Here is a 15,916-nt window from a genome sequence, read left to right as displayed (position 1 = left end):
CGTTCACGCGGCGCTCCTTGATGAGGGTTGTAGCAGGGCCAGCGGCAGGATCTGGCGCCCGGCTTTCTTGTTGCCGCGTGCATTGATCAGCACGGCTGTCAGGATCACGATGCCCGTCAGTGCGCTTTGCCAGAACGGCGAGACTTTAATGATCGGCAAGGCGTTGTTGATCACGGACAGGAACAGTGCGCCGAGCACGGTGCCGGCCACGGTACCGGCGCCGCCGGCGATGCTGATGCCGCCGATCACGCAGGCGGCGATCACGGTAAATTCAAAGCCGTAGGCAATTTCCGAATACGCGACCGCATAACGGGCCACCCACAGGTAGCCGCACAGGCCGGCCATCATGCCCGACAGGCCATAGGTCCAGAACAGCCGGCGTGCAGTCGAGATGCCGACATAGCGCGCCGCCAGCGGTTGGTTGCCGATCGCATACAGGTCGCGCCCGAAGCGGGTATAGCGCGCCAGCAGCCAGGTGGCGATCATCGCTGCCGCGGCGATCCATACCAGATGCGTCACGCCGAACAGGCTGCCCAATGGAAAGGCGATGAAATCGGCCGGCATCTGGTGCGACGAGACCCAGGCGCCGCCGGACAGAACAAACACCAGGCCGCGGTACACGCTCATGGTGCCCAGAGTCACCACGATGGGCGGCAGGTCCAGGTAGCCGATCAGATAGCCGTTCACCAGGCCCAGCAGCAGGCCGATCAGCACCGCCACCAGCATCACCAGCGCCAAAGGCAGGTCGGGATAGTTGACGGCCAGCAGCGCCGCCATCATGCCGGACAAGGCCAGGTTCGAGGCCACCGACAGATCGATGCCGCGCGTGATGATGACGAACATTTGCGTCAGCGCCAGCATGATCAGTAAAGTGCTGTCGGTCAGCAGGTTGCCGAGACTGCCTGCAGTCAGGAAGACGGGGGCGCGCACGCCCACGGCAACGGCCAGCAGCAAGATCAGCAGCGCCAGCTGGACTTCGCGTTGTTTCAGGTAGTGCATGAGAGTTCCTCGTTCGAGTACGCGCTGCCGGAGGCGGCAGCGACCACTTTTTCCGGTGTCGCCTGGGCGCGTGAAAAAACGCAATTGATATGGCCCTGGTGCATCACCACCACGCGGTCGGCCATGCCCAGCACTTCCGGCAATTCCGACGACACCAGTATCACCGACAGGCCTTGCGTCACCAGTTCGCTGATAAAGCGGTGTACGGCCGCTTTGGAGCCGATATCGATGCCCTTGGTCGGCTCATCGAGAATAATGACCTTGGGTTTGGTGGCCAGCCATTTGGCCAGCACCACTTTTTGCTGGTTGCCGCCCGACAGTTCCGACACCATCTGCGTAAAGTGGCTCGCTTTCAGTTCCAGCTGTTCGCTGAACTGGCGCGCAATCGCAGTTTCACGCGTACGCTTGCTGCGCAGGAAAAAACCGATGCCATCCAGTATTGGCAAGGTAATGTTCTGCACGATCGACAGCGACAAATGCGCGCCCTGGTGCTGCCGGTCTTCCGGCACATAGGCGATGCCATGCTTGATGGCATCGCTGGCGCTGCGGATCGCCACTTCCTTGCCGGCAATCTTGACCGTGCCGGTGACCCCCGGCGTGAGGCCGAACAGCGCCTGCATCACCTCGGAGCGGCCGGCGCCCACCAGGCCGTAGAAGCCGACGATTTCACCTTGTTGCACTGAAAACTGAATATCGCGAAATTCGGTCGGGTGACAGAACTGCGATACTTCCAGCAGGGTTGCTCCCAATGGCACTTCGACCTTGGGAAATACCTGATGGATGGCGCGGCCCACCATCAGCGAAACGAGTTGCGGTTCGGTAATCTCGGCCAGCTGGCCGGTGGCCACAAAATGGCCGTCGCGCAGCACCGTATAACTGTCGGCGACGGCAAAGATTTCATCGAATTTGTGCGAGATGAAAATGACCGCCGTGCCCGCCGCCCGCAGCTGGCCGATGATGCGGTACAGCTCGTGGATTTCGCGCTGCGACAGCGAGGCCGTCGGCTCGTCCATGATCACCACGCGCGCATCTTGCGACAGGGCGCGGGCGATTTCCACGAAATGGCGCTGCGCCACGCTCAGCTCCTTGACCTTGGCCAATACCGGCAGCTGCACTTCCAGGCGCGCAAAGATCGCTTCGGCCTGGCTGGCCATCAGCGCCCAGTCGATGCGGGCCGGATAACCGGTCTGCGGCTGGCGGCCGATATAGATGTTTTCGGCCACCGTCAGTTCGTCGAACATCACGGTTTCCTGGTGCACGGCGGTAATGCCGGCATCCATCGCGTCTTGCGTGCTGGCAAACAGCACGCGCTGGCCAGCGACTTCGATATGGCCGGCGTCCGGTTGATAAATACCGGTCAGCGTCTTGACCAGGGTCGACTTGCCGGCGCCGTTTTCGCCGATCAGCGCCATCACTTCACCGGCGCGTACCGTCAGCGCCACGTCTTTCAGCGCGGTAACGCCATGGAAATGCTTGCAGATGCCGTGCAGGCGCAATACCGGCACATCGTTCTGCGCAATAGGGGGATTCTGTGACATAGCCGTTAACACTTGAGAGATATTCGTAGGTCGGGTCAGCGCAAGGCGTAACCCGACGTGAGCCGCCGACGTCTTAGAAAATCTTCGAGAACTTGTCGACGTTATCCTTGTCGTACGTAAACGGTGGCGCCAGCGCCGCTTCGCCTGCCGCGTCGACGGTCAGCTTGCCCATGCGGCCGACCGCAATCGATTCGCCGGCCTTGCCAGTCGCCTTGCCGGCCACGAACTGATGCGCGGCATAGGTGGCGGCGTAGCCGAGGTCGATCGGATTCCAGATCGCAAAGCTCTTTACGGCGCCGCTTTTTACATGGCCAGCCATTTCCGAAGGCAGGCCCAGGCCCGTCACATACACTTTGCCGACCAGTTTTTCGTCGACCACGGCCTTGCCGGCCGCATTGATGCCGACCGTGGTGGGGGCGATGATGGCTTTCAGGTTCGGGTTGCTGCGCAGCAGGCCGATTGCTTCGCGGTAGCTTTTGTCGGACTGGTCGTCGCCATACACGGTCGACACCAGCTTGATTTTCGAATACGCCGGCTGGGCCAGCGTTTTCTTCATTTCGGCTATCCAGATATTCTGGTTGGTCGCCTGCGCGGTGGCCGACAGGATGGCGATTTCACCGGCGCCGCCGATGGCGTCGGCCGCCATTTCAATCTGCTTCTGGCCGATCAGGGAAGGGCTCGATGGATTCAATTGCAGCAGGCGGCCATCCTTGGCGATGCCGCTGTCGAAGGAAATGACCTTGATGCCGCGCTGCATGGCTTTCTTGGTGATCGGTACCAGCGCATTGGCGTCGTTGGCAGAAATGACAATGGCCTTGACCTTCTGGCTGATCAGGGAACTGATGATTTCGATCTGGCCTTCGGCGGTGGCCGTGGTCGGGCCCGTGTAGATGATTTCCACGTCGCCCAGTTGCTTGGCTGCTTCGTTTGCGCCTTCGTGGGCGGCGTCAAAAAAGCCGTTGCCGAGGTTTTTCACGACCATCGCGATCTTCATTTTTTCCGCCGCCTGGGCGCTGGTGGCCAGGCAAGCCATCATGCAGGTACTCAGCACCGCCACCATCATTTTGTTCATTTTCATGCCACGTCTCCTTTTATTATTGATGTGGCGGTAGGCACCATGCCCCCTGCCATCTTCTTGTTTTTTATTGGGCTTGCCATTCCGGCTCGGCATGCGGCTCCGGCGCCTGCTCTGGCGCCACCGCCAGCACTTTCACGCCAGACTGTTCCAGCATCTGCACCGCCGCGTCCGACGCACCGGTATCGGTGATCACGCAGGACACGCGGTTCAGGCCGCACAGAATCAGCCCGGCCTTGCGCGCAAACTTGCTGCTGTCGGCCAGCACGATCAGTTCTTCCGCCTGGCCGATCAGGCGTTTCTCCGCCTGGATCAGCATCGGGTCCGCTTCCATCAGGCCCAGCATGGACAGGCCATACACACCCATGAACATTTTCCCGGCGTAATGGTGCTGGCTGATGTCGTTATCAAAAGGGCTCAGGATCACGTTCTGCTCGCGGTAGACCTTGCCGCCCGGCAGGATGATTTCGTTCTCGCTGGTCATCAACAGGCGCTCGGCCATCATGAAGGAATTGGTGAGGATTTTCAGACGTTTGTCGACCAGGAATTCCACCATGCGGTAGGTGGTGGTGCCGCCATTGATAATGATGGTGTCGCCGTCCGCGCACAGGCCGCAGGCATGGCGGGCAATCGCGCGTTTTTGCGCGGCGCAGCGGTCGATATTGTTCTGGAATGTCTCGCCCGACAGCGCAAACGTACGCTGCTTTTTTTGCGGCAGGCTTTCCGCGCCGCCACGGGTGCGCACAAGCAGATTGCGCTCGGCCAGCCAGGCGATATCGCGCCGTACGGTGGCCGGCGATGAATTGAGCCAGTCGACCAATTGATCGACGCTCGCCGTGGTGTGCTCGGCGAGTAACTTCAACAGCCCCTTGCGGCGTTTGTGATTGATCACTTTGTCTCCTCTTGAGTCCTCTCCTGCTGGCAGGGACGACTTCTTTATCGGTGAGCCAGCCTAAGCAGTTGAGCAATCCATGTCAACAATCAATCAATCAACATCGTGATTATTTGCTGATCGCGCAAATGCGTGATCAGGGTTCCGATCAACATGATGATTATTTGTGTTTCCCTCATCGTTTTGATTGCTTGTTGATTGACATGGTCAAGCCGCTGATTTCTACTGAGCGCTGCTGCCGCCAACTGCCCGCACACAGATGTGGTCATGGCACCGGGCACACATAACCAATAATGGAGACACTGTATGACCGCCACGATGGACACCAAATCGCCCGCGCCCATGGCCTCGCTGTGGGACGACGCGCACGCCGCAACCTTGAGCGAACCGGAGCTGCTGCTGTACCGCTCGAACCTGCTCGGCTCCGACATGCGCATCACCAACTTTGGCGGCGGAAATACCTCGGCCAAGATCACCATGACCGACCCGCTCACCGGAAGCGACACCGAAGTGCTGTGGGTAAAGGGTTCCGGCGGCGACTTGGGCAGCATCAAGCTCGACGGTTTTTCCACCTTGTACATGGACAAGCTCAATGCCCTGAAAAGCCGCTACCGTGGCCTGGCGCTGGAAGACGAAATGGTGGCGTATCTTCCGCATTGCACCTTCAACCTGAACCCGCGCGCGGCCAGCATCGATACCCCGCTGCACGCATATATCGCACGCAAGCATGTCGACCATATGCACCCGGACGCGGTGATCGCGATTGCCGCCTGCGCCAACAGCCGCGCGCTCACGCAAAAGATATTCGAAGGTGAACTGGGCTGGCTGCCATGGCAGCGGCCTGGCTACGACCTGGGTCTGAAACTGGAAGCGCTATCGCAGTCGCAGCCGAACTTGAAGGGTATTATCCTCGAAGGCCATGGCCTGTTTACCTGGGGCGATACGGCCAAGTCCTGCTATGAAATAACGCTGGCCATCATCAAGCGCGCCGAAGACTGGCTGGCTGCAAATACCAGGCAACCGGCCTTTGGCGGTGCGAAATCGGCGCCGCTGCCGGCAGCAGAACGCGCCGCGCTGGCGCAGCGGCTGATGCCTCTGCTGCGTGGCAAGATCAGCCAGCAGGAATACAAGCTGGGCCACTTCGACGACAGCGCCAACGTGCTTGATTTTGTTTGCAGCAACGACCTGCTGCCACTGGCCGCGCTGGGCACTTCCTGCCCCGATCATTTCCTGCGCACCAAGATCCGTCCGTTCGTGATCGACTTCGATCCCGCCAGCCCCGACTTCGACAAGCTCGTCGCCGGTCTCGACGATGCGCTAGCCGCTTACCGTGCCGACTATATCGCCTACTACACGCGCTGCAAGCACGACAACAGCCCGGCCGTGCGCGACGCCAACCCCATCATCTACCTGATCCCTGGCGTGGGCATGCTGTCGTTCGCCAAGGACAAGGCGACGGCGCGCATCGCCGGCGAGTTCTATGTCAATGCCATCAACGTGATGCGTGGCGCCAATGGCGTCGACACCTATGTCGGCTTGCCGGAACAGGAAGCGTTCGATATCGAATACTGGCTGCTCGAAGAAGCCAAGCTGCAGCGCATGCCGAAACCGAAAAGCCTGGCCGGGCGCATCGCGCTGGTGACGGGCGGCGCCGGCGGCATCGGCCAGGCCGTGGCGCGCCAGTTGCTGCAGGAAGGCGCGTGCGTGATGCTGACCGATATCGATGGCGGCGCCCTGGAAGAAGCCGAGCAGGCTCTGTTGAAGGTGGCGGGCCGCGACAATATCGCCACCGTGCGCGCCAATATCACGGCCGAGCATGAAGTCGAAGCGATCCTGAACGCGGCCGCGCTGCGCTTTGGTGGCGTCGATCTGCTGGTGTCGAACGCCGGCATCGCCTCGTCGGCGCCGGTGGAAGACACGACCCTGGAAATGTGGGAGCGCAACCAGTCGATTCTGGTGACCGGCTACTTCCTGGTCAGCCGCGCCGCCTTCCGCATCATGAAGCAGCAGCAACTCGGTGGCAGCATGGTGTACGTGGCCAGCAAGAATGGCCTGGTGGCCTCCGGTGGTGCCTCGGCCTACTGTACCGCCAAGGCGGCCGAGATTCATCTGGCGCGCTGCCTGGCACTGGAGGGCGCGCCGCACGGCATCCGCGTCAATGTCGTCAACCCCGACGCCGTGATCCGCGGTTCGCGCATATGGGACGGCAAGTGGAAAGAAGAGCGGGCCGCCTCGAACAAGATAGCCTCGGACGATATCGAGGAGTTCTATCGTCAGCGCAGCATGCTCAAACGCAGCGTGCTGCCGGAAGACATCGCCGAAGCCGTGTATTTCCTGTCCAGCGAAAAAGCGGCCAAGAGCACCGGCAATATCCTCAATGTCGACGCCGGCAATGCGGCCGCATTTACCCGATAATCAATACATATAAAAACATGACGCAGCCGGCCAATGCGCCGCGCTGCGCGCCAAGGAGACAAGATGAATACCATGATCGATAGCGGCCTGGTGGACGAACATAATGCCAAGCTGCAAGCCAACCTCGACGCCGACTACGCGGCATTGGCCGGCGTGCTGGAACGGCGCGGCCAGGACATTGAAAAACTGACGGCGCTGGCGCAGACCTTTGCCGTGGCCGTGCCCACCTGGGGCGCCGGTACCGGCGGCACGCGCTTTGCGCGCTTTCCCGGCGTGGGCGAACCGCGCAATATTTTTGAAAAGCTGGAAGACTGCGCCGTCATTAACCAGCTCACGCATGCCACGCCGGCCGTTTCGCCGCATTTTCCATGGGACAAGGTCAGCGACACGGCCGCCCTGCGCGAAATCGCCGAAGGCTACGGACTGGGCTTTGACGCCGTCAATTCCAACACATTTCAAGATCAACTGGGCCAGGCGCATACCTACAAGCACGGCAGCCTGACCTCGCAAAGTGCGGCGGTACGCGCGCAGGCGGTCGAGCACAATATCGAATGCATAGCACTGGGCCGCGCGCTCGGTTCGACTGCGCTGACGGTATGGGTCGGCGACGGCGCCAACTTTCCGGGCCAGCACAATCTGCGCGGCGCGCTGGAACGCTACCTGGACAGCATGCGCGATATCTACGGCGCCCTGCCCGCCGACTGGAACATTTTCATTGAACACAAGCTGTTCGAGCCGGCCTTCTACGCCACCACCATCGCCGACTGGGGCACCAGCTTTGCCTGCGCCACCGCGCTGGGACCAAAAGCCAAATGCCTTGTCGACCTGGGCCACCATGCGCCGAACACGAATATCGAAATGATCGTGGCGCGCCTGGCGCAGTTCGGCAAGTTGGGCGGCTTCCATTTCAACGACAGCAAATACGGCGACGACGACCTCGATTCGGGCAGCATCAACCCGTTCCAGTTGTTCCTGGTATTTAACGAACTGGCCGATGCGGCCGAGCGCGAAGGCAGCACCTTCAACCCGGCCTATATGCTGGACCAGTCGCACAATGTGACCGACCCGATTGAAAGCCTGATGAGCAGCGCGGTGGAAGTGCAGCGCGCCTTTATCCAGTCTGCACTGGTCGACCGCGCCGGCCTGCGCCATCTGCAGGAAAGCAACGACGTGCATGCGTCCGCGCAAGCCCTGAAGCAGGCCTTCCGTACTGACGTCAGCGCCATCCTGGCCATGGCGCGCCTGCGTTCGGGGGCGGCGATCGATCCGGTGGCCTGCTACCGCAGCACGGGCTACCGCGAGCAGCGCGGCGTGGCGCGTCCACCGAAAGCAGGTGCGAGCAGCAGCGGCATCGTATAGCACCTGACATAACCTACTGCGCGTCGCGCTTTGCGGCCTGCGATGCTCACTGCCTCGGCGGCCCCGTGCTCCAGCACAGCTGCGCTTCTCGGCCACAAATCGCTGCCGCTCGCTACGGTTCTGTCAGGCGCTATGAACTGCAGCGGCGGCATGCAGCTTCCAGGCATGCCGCCAAGCAAGCAGGTAAAATGCCCGGTACTGGCGCTGTGCTGCGCCGCTACCAGGCTACCGCATGTCTTCTTTCTCTCCCGGCGCCCTGCTGCGCAATCTGAAACCCGATAACTTCACGATCGCCCTGCTGGTGACCGTCGCGCTGGCCAGCTTGTTGCCATGCTCGGGCACCACCGCCGTGGTATTTGGCCATGTCACCACCGTCGCCATCGGCCTGTTGTTCTTCCTGCATGGCGCCAAGCTGTCGCGCGAAGCGGTGGTGGCCGGCGCCCTGCACTGGCGCTTGCACCTGCTGGTGCTGGCCAGCACCTTCATTTTGTTCCCCATCCTCGGCCTGGCGCTACGACCGCTGGCCCTGACCTTCCTCACGCCGGACCTGTACATGGGCATCTTGTTCCTGTGCGCCTTGCCGTCCACCGTGCAGTCGTCGATCGCCATGACCGCAATGGCGCGCGGCAACGTGCCTGCCGCCATCTGCAGCGCCTCGGCCTCGAACTTTATCGGCATTTTCCTGGCCCCCATCCTGGTCGGCCTGCTGGTGGCGAAAGGCGCGGAAAGCAAATCTTCGATTGATGCCGTGCTGTCGATCGTGATGCAATTGCTGCTGCCCTTCCTGGCCGGCCAGTTCCTGCGCCGCTGGATAGGCCGCTGGGTCGACCGTCATAAAGCCACCCTGAAATACGTCGACCAGGGTTCGATCCTGCTGGTGGTCTACACGGCCTTCAGCGAAGCCGTCAACGAAGGCATCTGGCACACGCTGTCGGTGGAAACCCTGGTGGCGCTGGGCCTGATCAGCCTGCTGCTGCTGGCACTGGTGCTGTGCCTCTCCACCTTTGTCAGCCGCCGCCTGGGTTTTTCCAAAGAAGACGAAATCGCCATCGTTTTTTGCGGCTCCAAGAAAAGCCTGGCCAGCGGCGTACCGATGGCCAAGGTGCTGTTCTCCACCCGTTCACTGGGCATGGTGATCCTGCCGCTGATGCTGTTTCACCAGATTCAATTGATGGTGTGTGCGGTGATTGCGCAGCGCTATGCGCGCAGGGAGGAGCCTCGGCAGATACCGGCGAGCACGCTGTAAGGCCCGCCGAAGGCAAGCTCGCCGATCTGAGAGTGCAGCTTAGTTCGCTTTTGGTATTTCAGCTACGGCCTGCACCGGCAACGGTGCTGCCGGTGCGATACTGACATCGCGCATCATGATGGTGGTCGTATTCGGATAGTCAAAGCCGGCGCCTGTGTTACGGTCGACAAGGTAGCCGATGCCGCCGCCGAGCAAAATATTGCCCCATACCGCGCCATTCGACTTCGATACCAGGGTCGAGTTACCGGCCAGATTCCCCTTTTTGCAATCGATGATCAGGTCGCCGGTACTCTTGTGTACCATGATGCTGCCCGGGCTGACGACGAACCAGTTGCCGGCATCATTGCTGAGATTGCAGCCAATACCTGATACTTCTGCGCTTTCATGAATGGTTTGAATCGACACAGGTTGAAATTTTTCACCAGCAACAGAGGCACAACCGGTTAATGCCAGCATGCCCAATAAAGTCGAGATTTTTTCATTTTTACCCCTTGTTTGTTATCATTTTTTGAATCTACAAGTGTAAATGGACATTGTGTATTTGACTATTAAAAAATTTTCACATAGAAATTTTTGTTTCTTTTTAGATGAAAAATGACAATAGTCGGCAAGCTAATCCTCAAGCCTGATGATGTATCAAACTTAATGCCTGCCGCAGCCCTTCGACTATCACCCGATACGCCTGCCGCTGCATCGCCTCATCGGGCGCCCGCAACACATACGAGGGGTGATACACGGTCACCACCCAGCGCCCATCATGCTGAATCGGCGTGCCGAGCAGCGGCGTCATGGTGGCCGCGCCATCCTGCAATATCGATTTCAGGGCCGTGCTGCCCAGCGCGACGACGACTTGCGGCTGGACGCTGGCCAGTTCCTGTTCCAGCCAGTCGTGGCAGGCGGCGATTTCGCGTTGTGCTGGTGTCTTGTGCAGGCGGCGCTTGCCGCGTGGTTCCCACTTGAAATGCTTGACGGCATTGGTCAGGTAGATGCTGTCGCGTGCAATGCCGGCTTCCTGCATGGCACGTTGGAGCACCGCGCCGGCCGGGCCGACAAACGGCAGGCCCGCCAGGTCTTCCTGGTCGCCCGGCTGTTCGCCGACCAGCATGATGGCCGCCTGCGCGGGACCGACGCCGGGCACGGCCTGGGTGGCGCTTTGCCACAGTTCGCAGCGGCGGCACTGGTCCAGCGTGGTGGACAGTTCGCGTACGGGCTGGGCGCGTTCGGGCGAGATCGGGATCATGGTGGCGCCACTGCGCTGGCCGACTGTGGCCGTCTGGCCGGTGCGGCGTTCGCCGTTGGCGGCACCACTGACCATAGCCGGCACAATGGCGCCTTCGGGCAGGTTTTTCCAGAAGCGTGACGGGATATGGCTGCGCAGCAGGTCGGCGTTCAGCCGCGCGGGGTTGAAGATGCTGCGGTAGTAGGTCAGCCACAGCGCTTCGCCGGCGTCGTCGATATCGGCCGGGCCGCGCATCAGGGCCGGGCCGGTGTGCAAGGTCTCGCCGTCCCACATCATGGTGGCGGTCGGCGTGGCGATCATCCAGCTGATATTGCCCATGCGGCGTGCAAAGTGGCGCGCCACTTGCGGCAGCACGTCGTGGGTTGGCTCGAACCAGGCCACAAAGCGCGGTGCGCCCTGCTCCTGCGGGCGTTCGCGGAAGCGCACATAGGCGTGCATGTCGTGTTCTTCGCGGCGCACTGCCTTGGCCATGCCGTGCAGGCGTGCGCCGTCGGGATCGGCCGGCGAGATCACGTCGTGCTGGCCCTGCTGCCAGCGCCACAGCACCTGGTACAGAAACGCCCAGCGATCAGCCACGTTGAAGCAGGCGGCGCTTTCCAGCAGTTCCACCAGTTGACGGGGCAGGCGCAGCGGCGGCGCACTGGTATCGGTCGCCTCTGCCATGGCAGCAAACAGGTCGCCGTCACCAAGCAGCGACTGCCATTGCACCGAGGCTGGCGCCACGCCTCGCGCGATCAGCTCGCGCGCCGCCGCGCGCCATTCGTCGAATGACTGCGCCAGCCTCACCACATCGTTCATGCCGCCTGCAGCTCCGGCCACAAATTCATCTGCTGCGGCGCTGCCGTCATGGCGCGGCGCAGGTTCTCGGAGGTGGTGGCGTCGCGCGCAGGAAAGTAGTCGGCCGTAATGATAAAGGGCGCGATTTTTTTCATGCTGCAGCGCAGGCGCGACAGGTCGGCGTAGCGTACTTGTCGCAGCTTGCGCAGGTCGACGATGCGCTGCGCATTGCGCAGGCCGATGCCTGGCACGCGCGCGATCATGTGCTGTGCGGCGCGGTTCAGGTCCATCGGAAAATGCTCGCGGTGCGCCAGCGCCCAGGCCAGTTTCGGGTCGATATCGAGCGCCAGGTTGCCGCCGGTGGCGGGCAACAGTTCACTGGCCTGGAAGCCGTAGCTGCGCAGCAAAAAATCGGCCTGGTACAAGCGGTGTTCGCGCAGCATCGGCGGCGGTGCCAGCGGCACGCTTTTCGGGCTGTCGGGGATAGGGCTGAAGGCCGAGTAATACACGCGCTTGAGCTTGTAGCTGCCGTACAGGGTCTCGGCCGTGTTGAGGATTTGCTGGTCATCGCTGGCGTCGGCGCCGACGATCATCTGCGTGCTCTGGCCGGCCGGCGCAAAGCGCGGCGACTTCGGTTCCTCGGCCTTTTCATCGAGCTTGCGGCGGATGTTCCCCATCGCCAGCTTGATGGTGTGCACGCTTTTTTCGGGTGCCAGCTTTTGCACGCTGTCTTGCGTCGGCAGTTCGATATTGACGCTGAGGCGGTCGGCATAGCGGCCGGCGGCGGCGATCAGGGCCGGGTCGGCATCGGGGATGGTTTTCAGATGGATATAGCCGCGGAACTGGTGCACCTCGCGCAGCTCGCGCGCCACTTGCACCAGCTGCTCCATCGTATAGTCGGCCGACTGGATAATGCCGGAACTGAGGAACAGGCCGTCGATGTAGTTGCGCAGGTAGAAGTCGGCCGTGAGCTTGACCACTTCGGCCACTGTAAAGCGGGCGCGCGGCACGTTCGAGCTGCGGCGGTTGACGCAGTACTGGCAGTCGTACAGGCAGTAATTGGTCAGCAGGATTTTCAGCAGCGAGACGCAGCGCCCGTCCGGCGTATAGCTGTGGCAGATGCCCATGCCCGTCGTGGCACCAAAGCCGTCCTTGCCAATCGAGTCGCGCCTGGGCGCACCGCTGCTGGCGCAGGAAGCATCGTACTTGGCCGCGTCGGCCAGGATTTCCAGCTTGTCCGTCAATTCCATGCTGCGCTCCGATATACTGTGTATTCATACAGTATATCAGGGAATGCATTGGGCGGCCGCTTGACCTGTGCAATGGCAGAGCGTTATATATCCATGTATATTACGCTGCTGTTGATTGTTTAATCCCAAGGATACGACCATGCGCCTGACCTCTCTTGCCCGCCTGCTGGGCACCGCCCTGCTGACCACTGCCGCTGGCTCTGCTCTGGCCGGCGAAGTGGTGGTGTCGGCCGCGGCCAGCCTGACGAACGCCTTCAAGGATGCGGCGCAAAGCTATGAGGCGCAGTATCCGGGCAGCAAGGTGTCGCTGAACTTTGCCGCCTCCGGCGTGTTGCTGCAGCAGATTATCAAGGGCGCGCCAGTCGACGTGTTTGCCTCGGCCGACCAGGAGACCATGGACATGGCGCAAAAACAGGGCCTGGTGTTGCCGGCCGAGCGCCATGATTTCGTCAGCAACAGCCTGGTGCTGATCGTGCCGTCGGACAGCAAACTGGCCATCAAAAACCTCCATGACCTGACGCAGAAAAGCGTGACGCGGGTGGCGCTCGCCAACCCGGCCAGCGTGCCGGTGGGCCGCTATGCGCAAGGCGCGCTGAAAAAGGCGAATCTGTGGGACAGCGTGCAGGCCAAGGCCATCAGTACGCAAAACGTGCGCCAGTCGCTCGATTACGTGGCGCGCGGCGAAGTCGACGCCGGCTTTGTCTACGGTACCGATGCGGCCATCATGAAAGACAAAGTCAAGGTGGTGTTCGAGGTGCCGTTGGCGTCGCCGGTGCGGTACCCGATCGCCATCATCAAGGGCAGCAGTAACGCCTTCGAGGCGCAGCGTTTTGTCAGCTACCTGCAGACGGCACCGGCGCAAGCCATACTCGCGCGCTTTGGATTCAAGCAAGCTGACGGTTTCAGGAAGCCCTAAGCGACGCCATGGAGATCGCCTGGACCGCGCTGGCCCTATCGCTGAAAGTGGCGGCATGGGCCACGGCGCTCAATCTGCTGCTGGGTATCGCTACCGGCTACCTGCTGGCGCGCACGCGCTTTGCCGGGCGCGAGCTGTTAGACGCCATCTTGACGTTGCCGATGGTGATGCCGCCCACGGTGCTGGGCTACTATCTGCTGGTGCTGCTGGGCCGGCGCGGCACTTTTGGTGTCTGGCTGCAGGAACACTTCGGCATCAACCTGATTTTTACCTGGCAGGGTGCCGTTATCGCCGCCACCATCGTTGCCTTTCCGCTGGTGTTCAAGCCGGCGCGCGCGGCGTTCGAAGCGGTCGATGGCCAGCTGGAACAGGCGGCGCGGGTGCTGGGTATTTCCGAAGTCGCCATTTTCTTTCGCGTCACCTTGCCGCTGGCCTGGCGTGGTATTTTGGCCGGCGTGCTGCTCGGTTTTGTGCGCGCTCTCGGTGAATTCGGCGCCACCCTGATGGTGGCCGGCAGCATCCCCGGCAAGACGCAGACCCTGTCAGTGGCCGTGTACGAGGCGGTGCAGGCGGGCCAGGACGATACCGCCAACACGCTGGTATTGATTACCTCCGCCGTGTGCATCGTGGTGCTGCTGGCGGCCGGCCGGCTGGCGCCCGGACGCATCGCTCACAAGTAAGCCCATGCAACTCGACCTCGACATCCGCGCCACCTTGCGCTCCGGCAAACGCAGTTTCGACCTGCACGTGCAATGCACGTCCGGCAGCCAGCGTATTGCCGTCTATGGCCCGTCCGGTGCCGGCAAGAGCATCACCCTGAAAGCGATTGCCGGCCTGTTTACGCCCGACGCCGGCCATATCCGCCTGAACGGACGCACTTTGTTCGATTCCGCCGCCGGCATCAACCTGGCGCCGCAGCAGCGCAATGTGGCCTATCTGTTCCAGGACTACGCCCTGTTCCCGCACCTGACGGTGCGCCAGAACGTGGGCTTTGGCCTGGCGCGCGGCTGGTTCAACCCGCGCGCGCGCGAAAAGCTGGCCAAAGTCGATCATTGGCTCGACGCCTTTGGCTTGCAGGAACTGGCGCACCAGTATCCCGACGAGTTGTCCGGCGGCCAGCGCCAGAGAGTGGCGCTGGCGAGGGCTCTGGTGGCCGAACCGGCCGCGCTGCTGCTCGATGAACCGTTCGCCGCGCTCGACCCGGCCCTGCGAGTGAGCATGCGCCAGGAACTGAGCCAGTGGCAGCATCGCCTGGGCGTGCCGATGATACTGATTACGCATGACCCGGAAGACGCGCGCATCCTCGGCGACCATGTGCTGACTTTGCGCGACGGCCGCATCGATACGATGGAAACCATTGCGCAGGAGGTGAGAATTGGATAATGCAGAAATCGGTCTGCAGGGCTCGGTCTGGATGACGGTGGGCGGCGAGAACCTCGGTGGCGCCGGGCGCGTGGAATTGCTTGGCGCGATTGCCGAATGCGGCTCGATTACGCAGGCGGCCAGGCTGGTGAAGATGAGCTACAAGGCGGCCTGGGACGCCATCGACGCGATGAACAATCTTGCCGGCCAGCCGCTGGTGGAACGGCTGGCGGGCGGCAAGGGTGGCGGCGGCACGCGCCTGACGCCGCGCGGGCGCCAGCTGGTCGACAACTTTCGCCTTATCGAGCGCGAACATGCACGCTACCTGCGCCAGCTGGGCAGCCAGGCCGAGGGTATTGCCGACGACCTTTTACTGATACGGAGAATGGCCATGAAAACCACGGCGCGCAATCAATTCCTGGGCAAGGTGGCTGAACTGAAGCCCGGTGCGGTCAACGATGAAGTGATCCTGGCATTGCCAGGCGGCCAGCAGATCGTCGCAGTCGTCACGCAGGGCAGCAGCGACAGCCTGGGCCTGGCGCCCGGCGTGGAAGCGTTTGCGCTGATCAAGGCCTCGTCTGTCATCCTGGTGGCCGATGGCGCAGGTGCGCGTTTCTCGGCGCGCAACCAGCTGGCCGGCACCGTCACGCGCGTGCAGACGGGCGCCGTCAACACGGAAGTGGTGCTTGATTTGCCGGGCGGGGGAACCATCGCCGCCATCATCACCAATCACAGCGCGGTCGAGATGGAGATCGCTGCCGGCAGCCACCTGACGGCGATGTTCAAGGCGTCGAGCGTGATCCTGGGCGTTCCGGCCTGAGACCGTGTTACTGCCGGGGTCAGACCC

15 protein-coding genes are annotated in these 15,916 nt (G+C 61.9%); 7 read left to right on the top strand and 8 right to left on the bottom strand.

Features of this window, described 5'->3' with window-relative positions; all coding sequences use genetic code 11:
• Positions 1-3: 3 nt before the first annotated feature.
• The 5 genes from ACQ4WM_RS19055 to ACQ4WM_RS19035 form a co-directional block, all read right to left on the bottom strand.
• On the bottom strand, positions 4-999 hold the full coding sequence (locus ACQ4WM_RS19055; protein WP_436548231.1) for an ABC transporter permease: 996 nt from the start codon (positions 997-999) through the stop codon (positions 4-6).
• The gene (locus ACQ4WM_RS19050) at positions 987-2,537 is read right to left on the bottom strand and encodes a sugar ABC transporter ATP-binding protein (RefSeq protein ID WP_436548230.1); all 1,551 of its coding nucleotides are present in this window, start codon (positions 2,535-2,537) and stop codon (positions 987-989) included. Before ACQ4WM_RS19050 ends, ACQ4WM_RS19055 begins: the two co-directional genes overlap by 13 nt.
• A gap of 73 nt (positions 2,538-2,610) precedes the next feature.
• Positions 2,611-3,597, bottom strand: coding sequence for a rhamnose ABC transporter substrate-binding protein (gene rhaS, locus ACQ4WM_RS19045; protein ID WP_436548372.1), 987 nt, complete (start codon positions 3,595-3,597; stop codon positions 2,611-2,613).
• 82 nt (positions 3,598-3,679) lie between these two features.
• Complete coding sequence (locus ACQ4WM_RS19040) at positions 3,680-4,504, bottom strand: DeoR/GlpR family DNA-binding transcription regulator (RefSeq protein WP_436548229.1); 825 nt, start codon at positions 4,502-4,504, stop codon at positions 3,680-3,682.
• Positions 4,505-4,593: 89 nt separating this feature from the next.
• Positions 4,594-4,773: a hypothetical protein gene (locus ACQ4WM_RS19035; RefSeq protein WP_436548228.1), complete on the bottom strand. Its 180-nt coding sequence runs from the start codon at positions 4,771-4,773 to the stop codon at positions 4,594-4,596.
• Positions 4,774-4,810: 37 nt separating this feature from the next.
• Between ACQ4WM_RS19035 and ACQ4WM_RS19030 the strand changes: the two genes are divergently transcribed.
• From ACQ4WM_RS19030 to ACQ4WM_RS19020, 3 genes are all read left to right on the top strand, one after another.
• Positions 4,811-6,919 carry a bifunctional rhamnulose-1-phosphate aldolase/short-chain dehydrogenase gene (locus ACQ4WM_RS19030; protein WP_436548227.1) on the top strand — a complete coding sequence of 703 codons (2,109 nt, stop codon included), beginning with the start codon at positions 4,811-4,813 and terminating at the stop codon, positions 6,917-6,919.
• A 63-nt stretch (positions 6,920-6,982) separates the two neighbouring features.
• Positions 6,983-8,278: an L-rhamnose catabolism isomerase gene (rhaI, locus tag ACQ4WM_RS19025; protein WP_436548226.1), complete on the top strand. Its 1,296-nt coding sequence runs from the start codon at positions 6,983-6,985 to the stop codon at positions 8,276-8,278.
• Positions 8,279-8,510: 232 nt separating this feature from the next.
• Positions 8,511-9,524: a bile acid:sodium symporter family protein gene (locus ACQ4WM_RS19020; protein ID WP_436548225.1), complete on the top strand. Its 1,014-nt coding sequence runs from the start codon at positions 8,511-8,513 to the stop codon at positions 9,522-9,524.
• Between the two features lie 39 nt (positions 9,525-9,563).
• Here the strand turns inward: ACQ4WM_RS19020 and ACQ4WM_RS19015 are convergent, their stop codons facing one another.
• The 3 genes from ACQ4WM_RS19015 to ACQ4WM_RS19005 all read right to left on the bottom strand — a co-directional run bounded on the left by ACQ4WM_RS19015 (position 9,564) and on the right by ACQ4WM_RS19005 (position 12,791).
• Entirely contained in the window at positions 9,564-9,980 is a 417-nt protein-coding gene (locus ACQ4WM_RS19015) for a hypothetical protein (protein WP_436548224.1), read from the bottom strand.
• Between the two features lie 163 nt (positions 9,981-10,143).
• On the bottom strand, positions 10,144-11,562 hold the full coding sequence (locus ACQ4WM_RS19010) for a UdgX family uracil-DNA binding protein (RefSeq protein ID WP_436548223.1): 1,419 nt from the start codon (positions 11,560-11,562) through the stop codon (positions 10,144-10,146).
• Positions 11,559-12,791, bottom strand: coding sequence for a putative DNA modification/repair radical SAM protein (locus ACQ4WM_RS19005; RefSeq protein ID WP_436548222.1), 1,233 nt, complete (start codon positions 12,789-12,791; stop codon positions 11,559-11,561). Before ACQ4WM_RS19005 ends, ACQ4WM_RS19010 begins: the two co-directional genes overlap by 4 nt.
• Before the next feature lie 139 nt (positions 12,792-12,930).
• On the opposite strand from ACQ4WM_RS19005, the gene modA reads away from it, so the two are divergent.
• The 4 genes from modA to ACQ4WM_RS18985 are packed head-to-tail and all read left to right on the top strand — an operon-like array spanning position 12,931 to position 15,889.
• Positions 12,931-13,707 carry a molybdate ABC transporter substrate-binding protein gene (gene modA / locus ACQ4WM_RS19000; RefSeq protein ID WP_436548221.1) on the top strand — a complete coding sequence of 259 codons (777 nt, stop codon included), beginning with the start codon at positions 12,931-12,933 and terminating at the stop codon, positions 13,705-13,707.
• Between the two features lie 8 nt (positions 13,708-13,715).
• Positions 13,716-14,387 (top strand): molybdate ABC transporter permease subunit, encoded by a 672-nt coding sequence (modB, locus tag ACQ4WM_RS18995; protein WP_436548220.1) that lies wholly within the window; start codon positions 13,716-13,718, stop codon positions 14,385-14,387.
• Between the two features lie 4 nt (positions 14,388-14,391).
• Entirely contained in the window at positions 14,392-15,090 is a 699-nt protein-coding gene (locus ACQ4WM_RS18990; RefSeq protein WP_436548219.1) for an ABC transporter ATP-binding protein, read from the top strand.
• A 31-nt stretch (positions 15,091-15,121) separates the two neighbouring features.
• Positions 15,122-15,889, top strand: coding sequence for a TOBE domain-containing protein (locus ACQ4WM_RS18985; RefSeq protein WP_436548371.1), 768 nt, complete (start codon positions 15,122-15,124; stop codon positions 15,887-15,889).
• Positions 15,890-15,916 lie beyond the last annotated feature (27 nt).

The sequence above is a fragment of the Janthinobacterium longum genome (genome assembly GCF_051380735.1).
In the GTDB taxonomy this organism is placed as follows: Bacteria; Pseudomonadota; Gammaproteobacteria; order Burkholderiales; family Burkholderiaceae_D; genus Janthinobacterium.
The sequence above is the reverse complement of the archived record's forward strand: the minus strand, read 5'-3'. Positions and strand labels throughout refer to the sequence as shown.

What these genes read in the sequence shown, in the direction of transcription:
- ACQ4WM_RS19055 (WP_436548231.1), bottom strand. Translation starts at nt 999, where the DNA reads ATGCACTACCTGAAACAACGCGAAGTCCAGCTGGCGCTGCTGATCTTG.
- ACQ4WM_RS19050 (WP_436548230.1), bottom strand. Translation starts at nt 2,537, where the DNA reads ATGTCACAGAATCCCCCTATTGCGCAGAACGATGTGCCGGTATTGCGC.
- rhaS (WP_436548372.1), bottom strand. Translation starts at nt 3,597, where the DNA reads ATGGTGGCGGTGCTGAGTACCTGCATGATGGCTTGCCTGGCCACCAGC.
- ACQ4WM_RS19035 (WP_436548228.1), bottom strand. Translation starts at nt 4,773, where the DNA reads ATGACCACATCTGTGTGCGGGCAGTTGGCGGCAGCAGCGCTCAGTAGA.
- ACQ4WM_RS19030 (WP_436548227.1), top strand. Translation starts at nt 4,811, where the DNA reads ATGACCGCCACGATGGACACCAAATCGCCCGCGCCCATGGCCTCGCTG.
- rhaI (WP_436548226.1), top strand. Translation starts at nt 6,983, where the DNA reads ATGAATACCATGATCGATAGCGGCCTGGTGGACGAACATAATGCCAAG.
- ACQ4WM_RS19020 (WP_436548225.1), top strand. Translation starts at nt 8,511, where the DNA reads ATGTCTTCTTTCTCTCCCGGCGCCCTGCTGCGCAATCTGAAACCCGAT.
- ACQ4WM_RS19015 (WP_436548224.1), bottom strand. Translation starts at nt 9,980, where the DNA reads ATGCTGGCATTAACCGGTTGTGCCTCTGTTGCTGGTGAAAAATTTCAA.
- ACQ4WM_RS19010 (WP_436548223.1), bottom strand. Translation starts at nt 11,562, where the DNA reads ATGAACGATGTGGTGAGGCTGGCGCAGTCATTCGACGAATGGCGCGCG.
- ACQ4WM_RS19005 (WP_436548222.1), bottom strand. Translation starts at nt 12,791, where the DNA reads ATGGAATTGACGGACAAGCTGGAAATCCTGGCCGACGCGGCCAAGTAC.
- modA (WP_436548221.1), top strand. Translation starts at nt 12,931, where the DNA reads ATGCGCCTGACCTCTCTTGCCCGCCTGCTGGGCACCGCCCTGCTGACC.
- modB (WP_436548220.1), top strand. Translation starts at nt 13,716, where the DNA reads ATGGAGATCGCCTGGACCGCGCTGGCCCTATCGCTGAAAGTGGCGGCA.
- ACQ4WM_RS18990 (WP_436548219.1), top strand. Translation starts at nt 14,392, where the DNA reads ATGCAACTCGACCTCGACATCCGCGCCACCTTGCGCTCCGGCAAACGC.
- ACQ4WM_RS18985 (WP_436548371.1), top strand. Translation starts at nt 15,122, where the DNA reads ATGACGGTGGGCGGCGAGAACCTCGGTGGCGCCGGGCGCGTGGAATTG.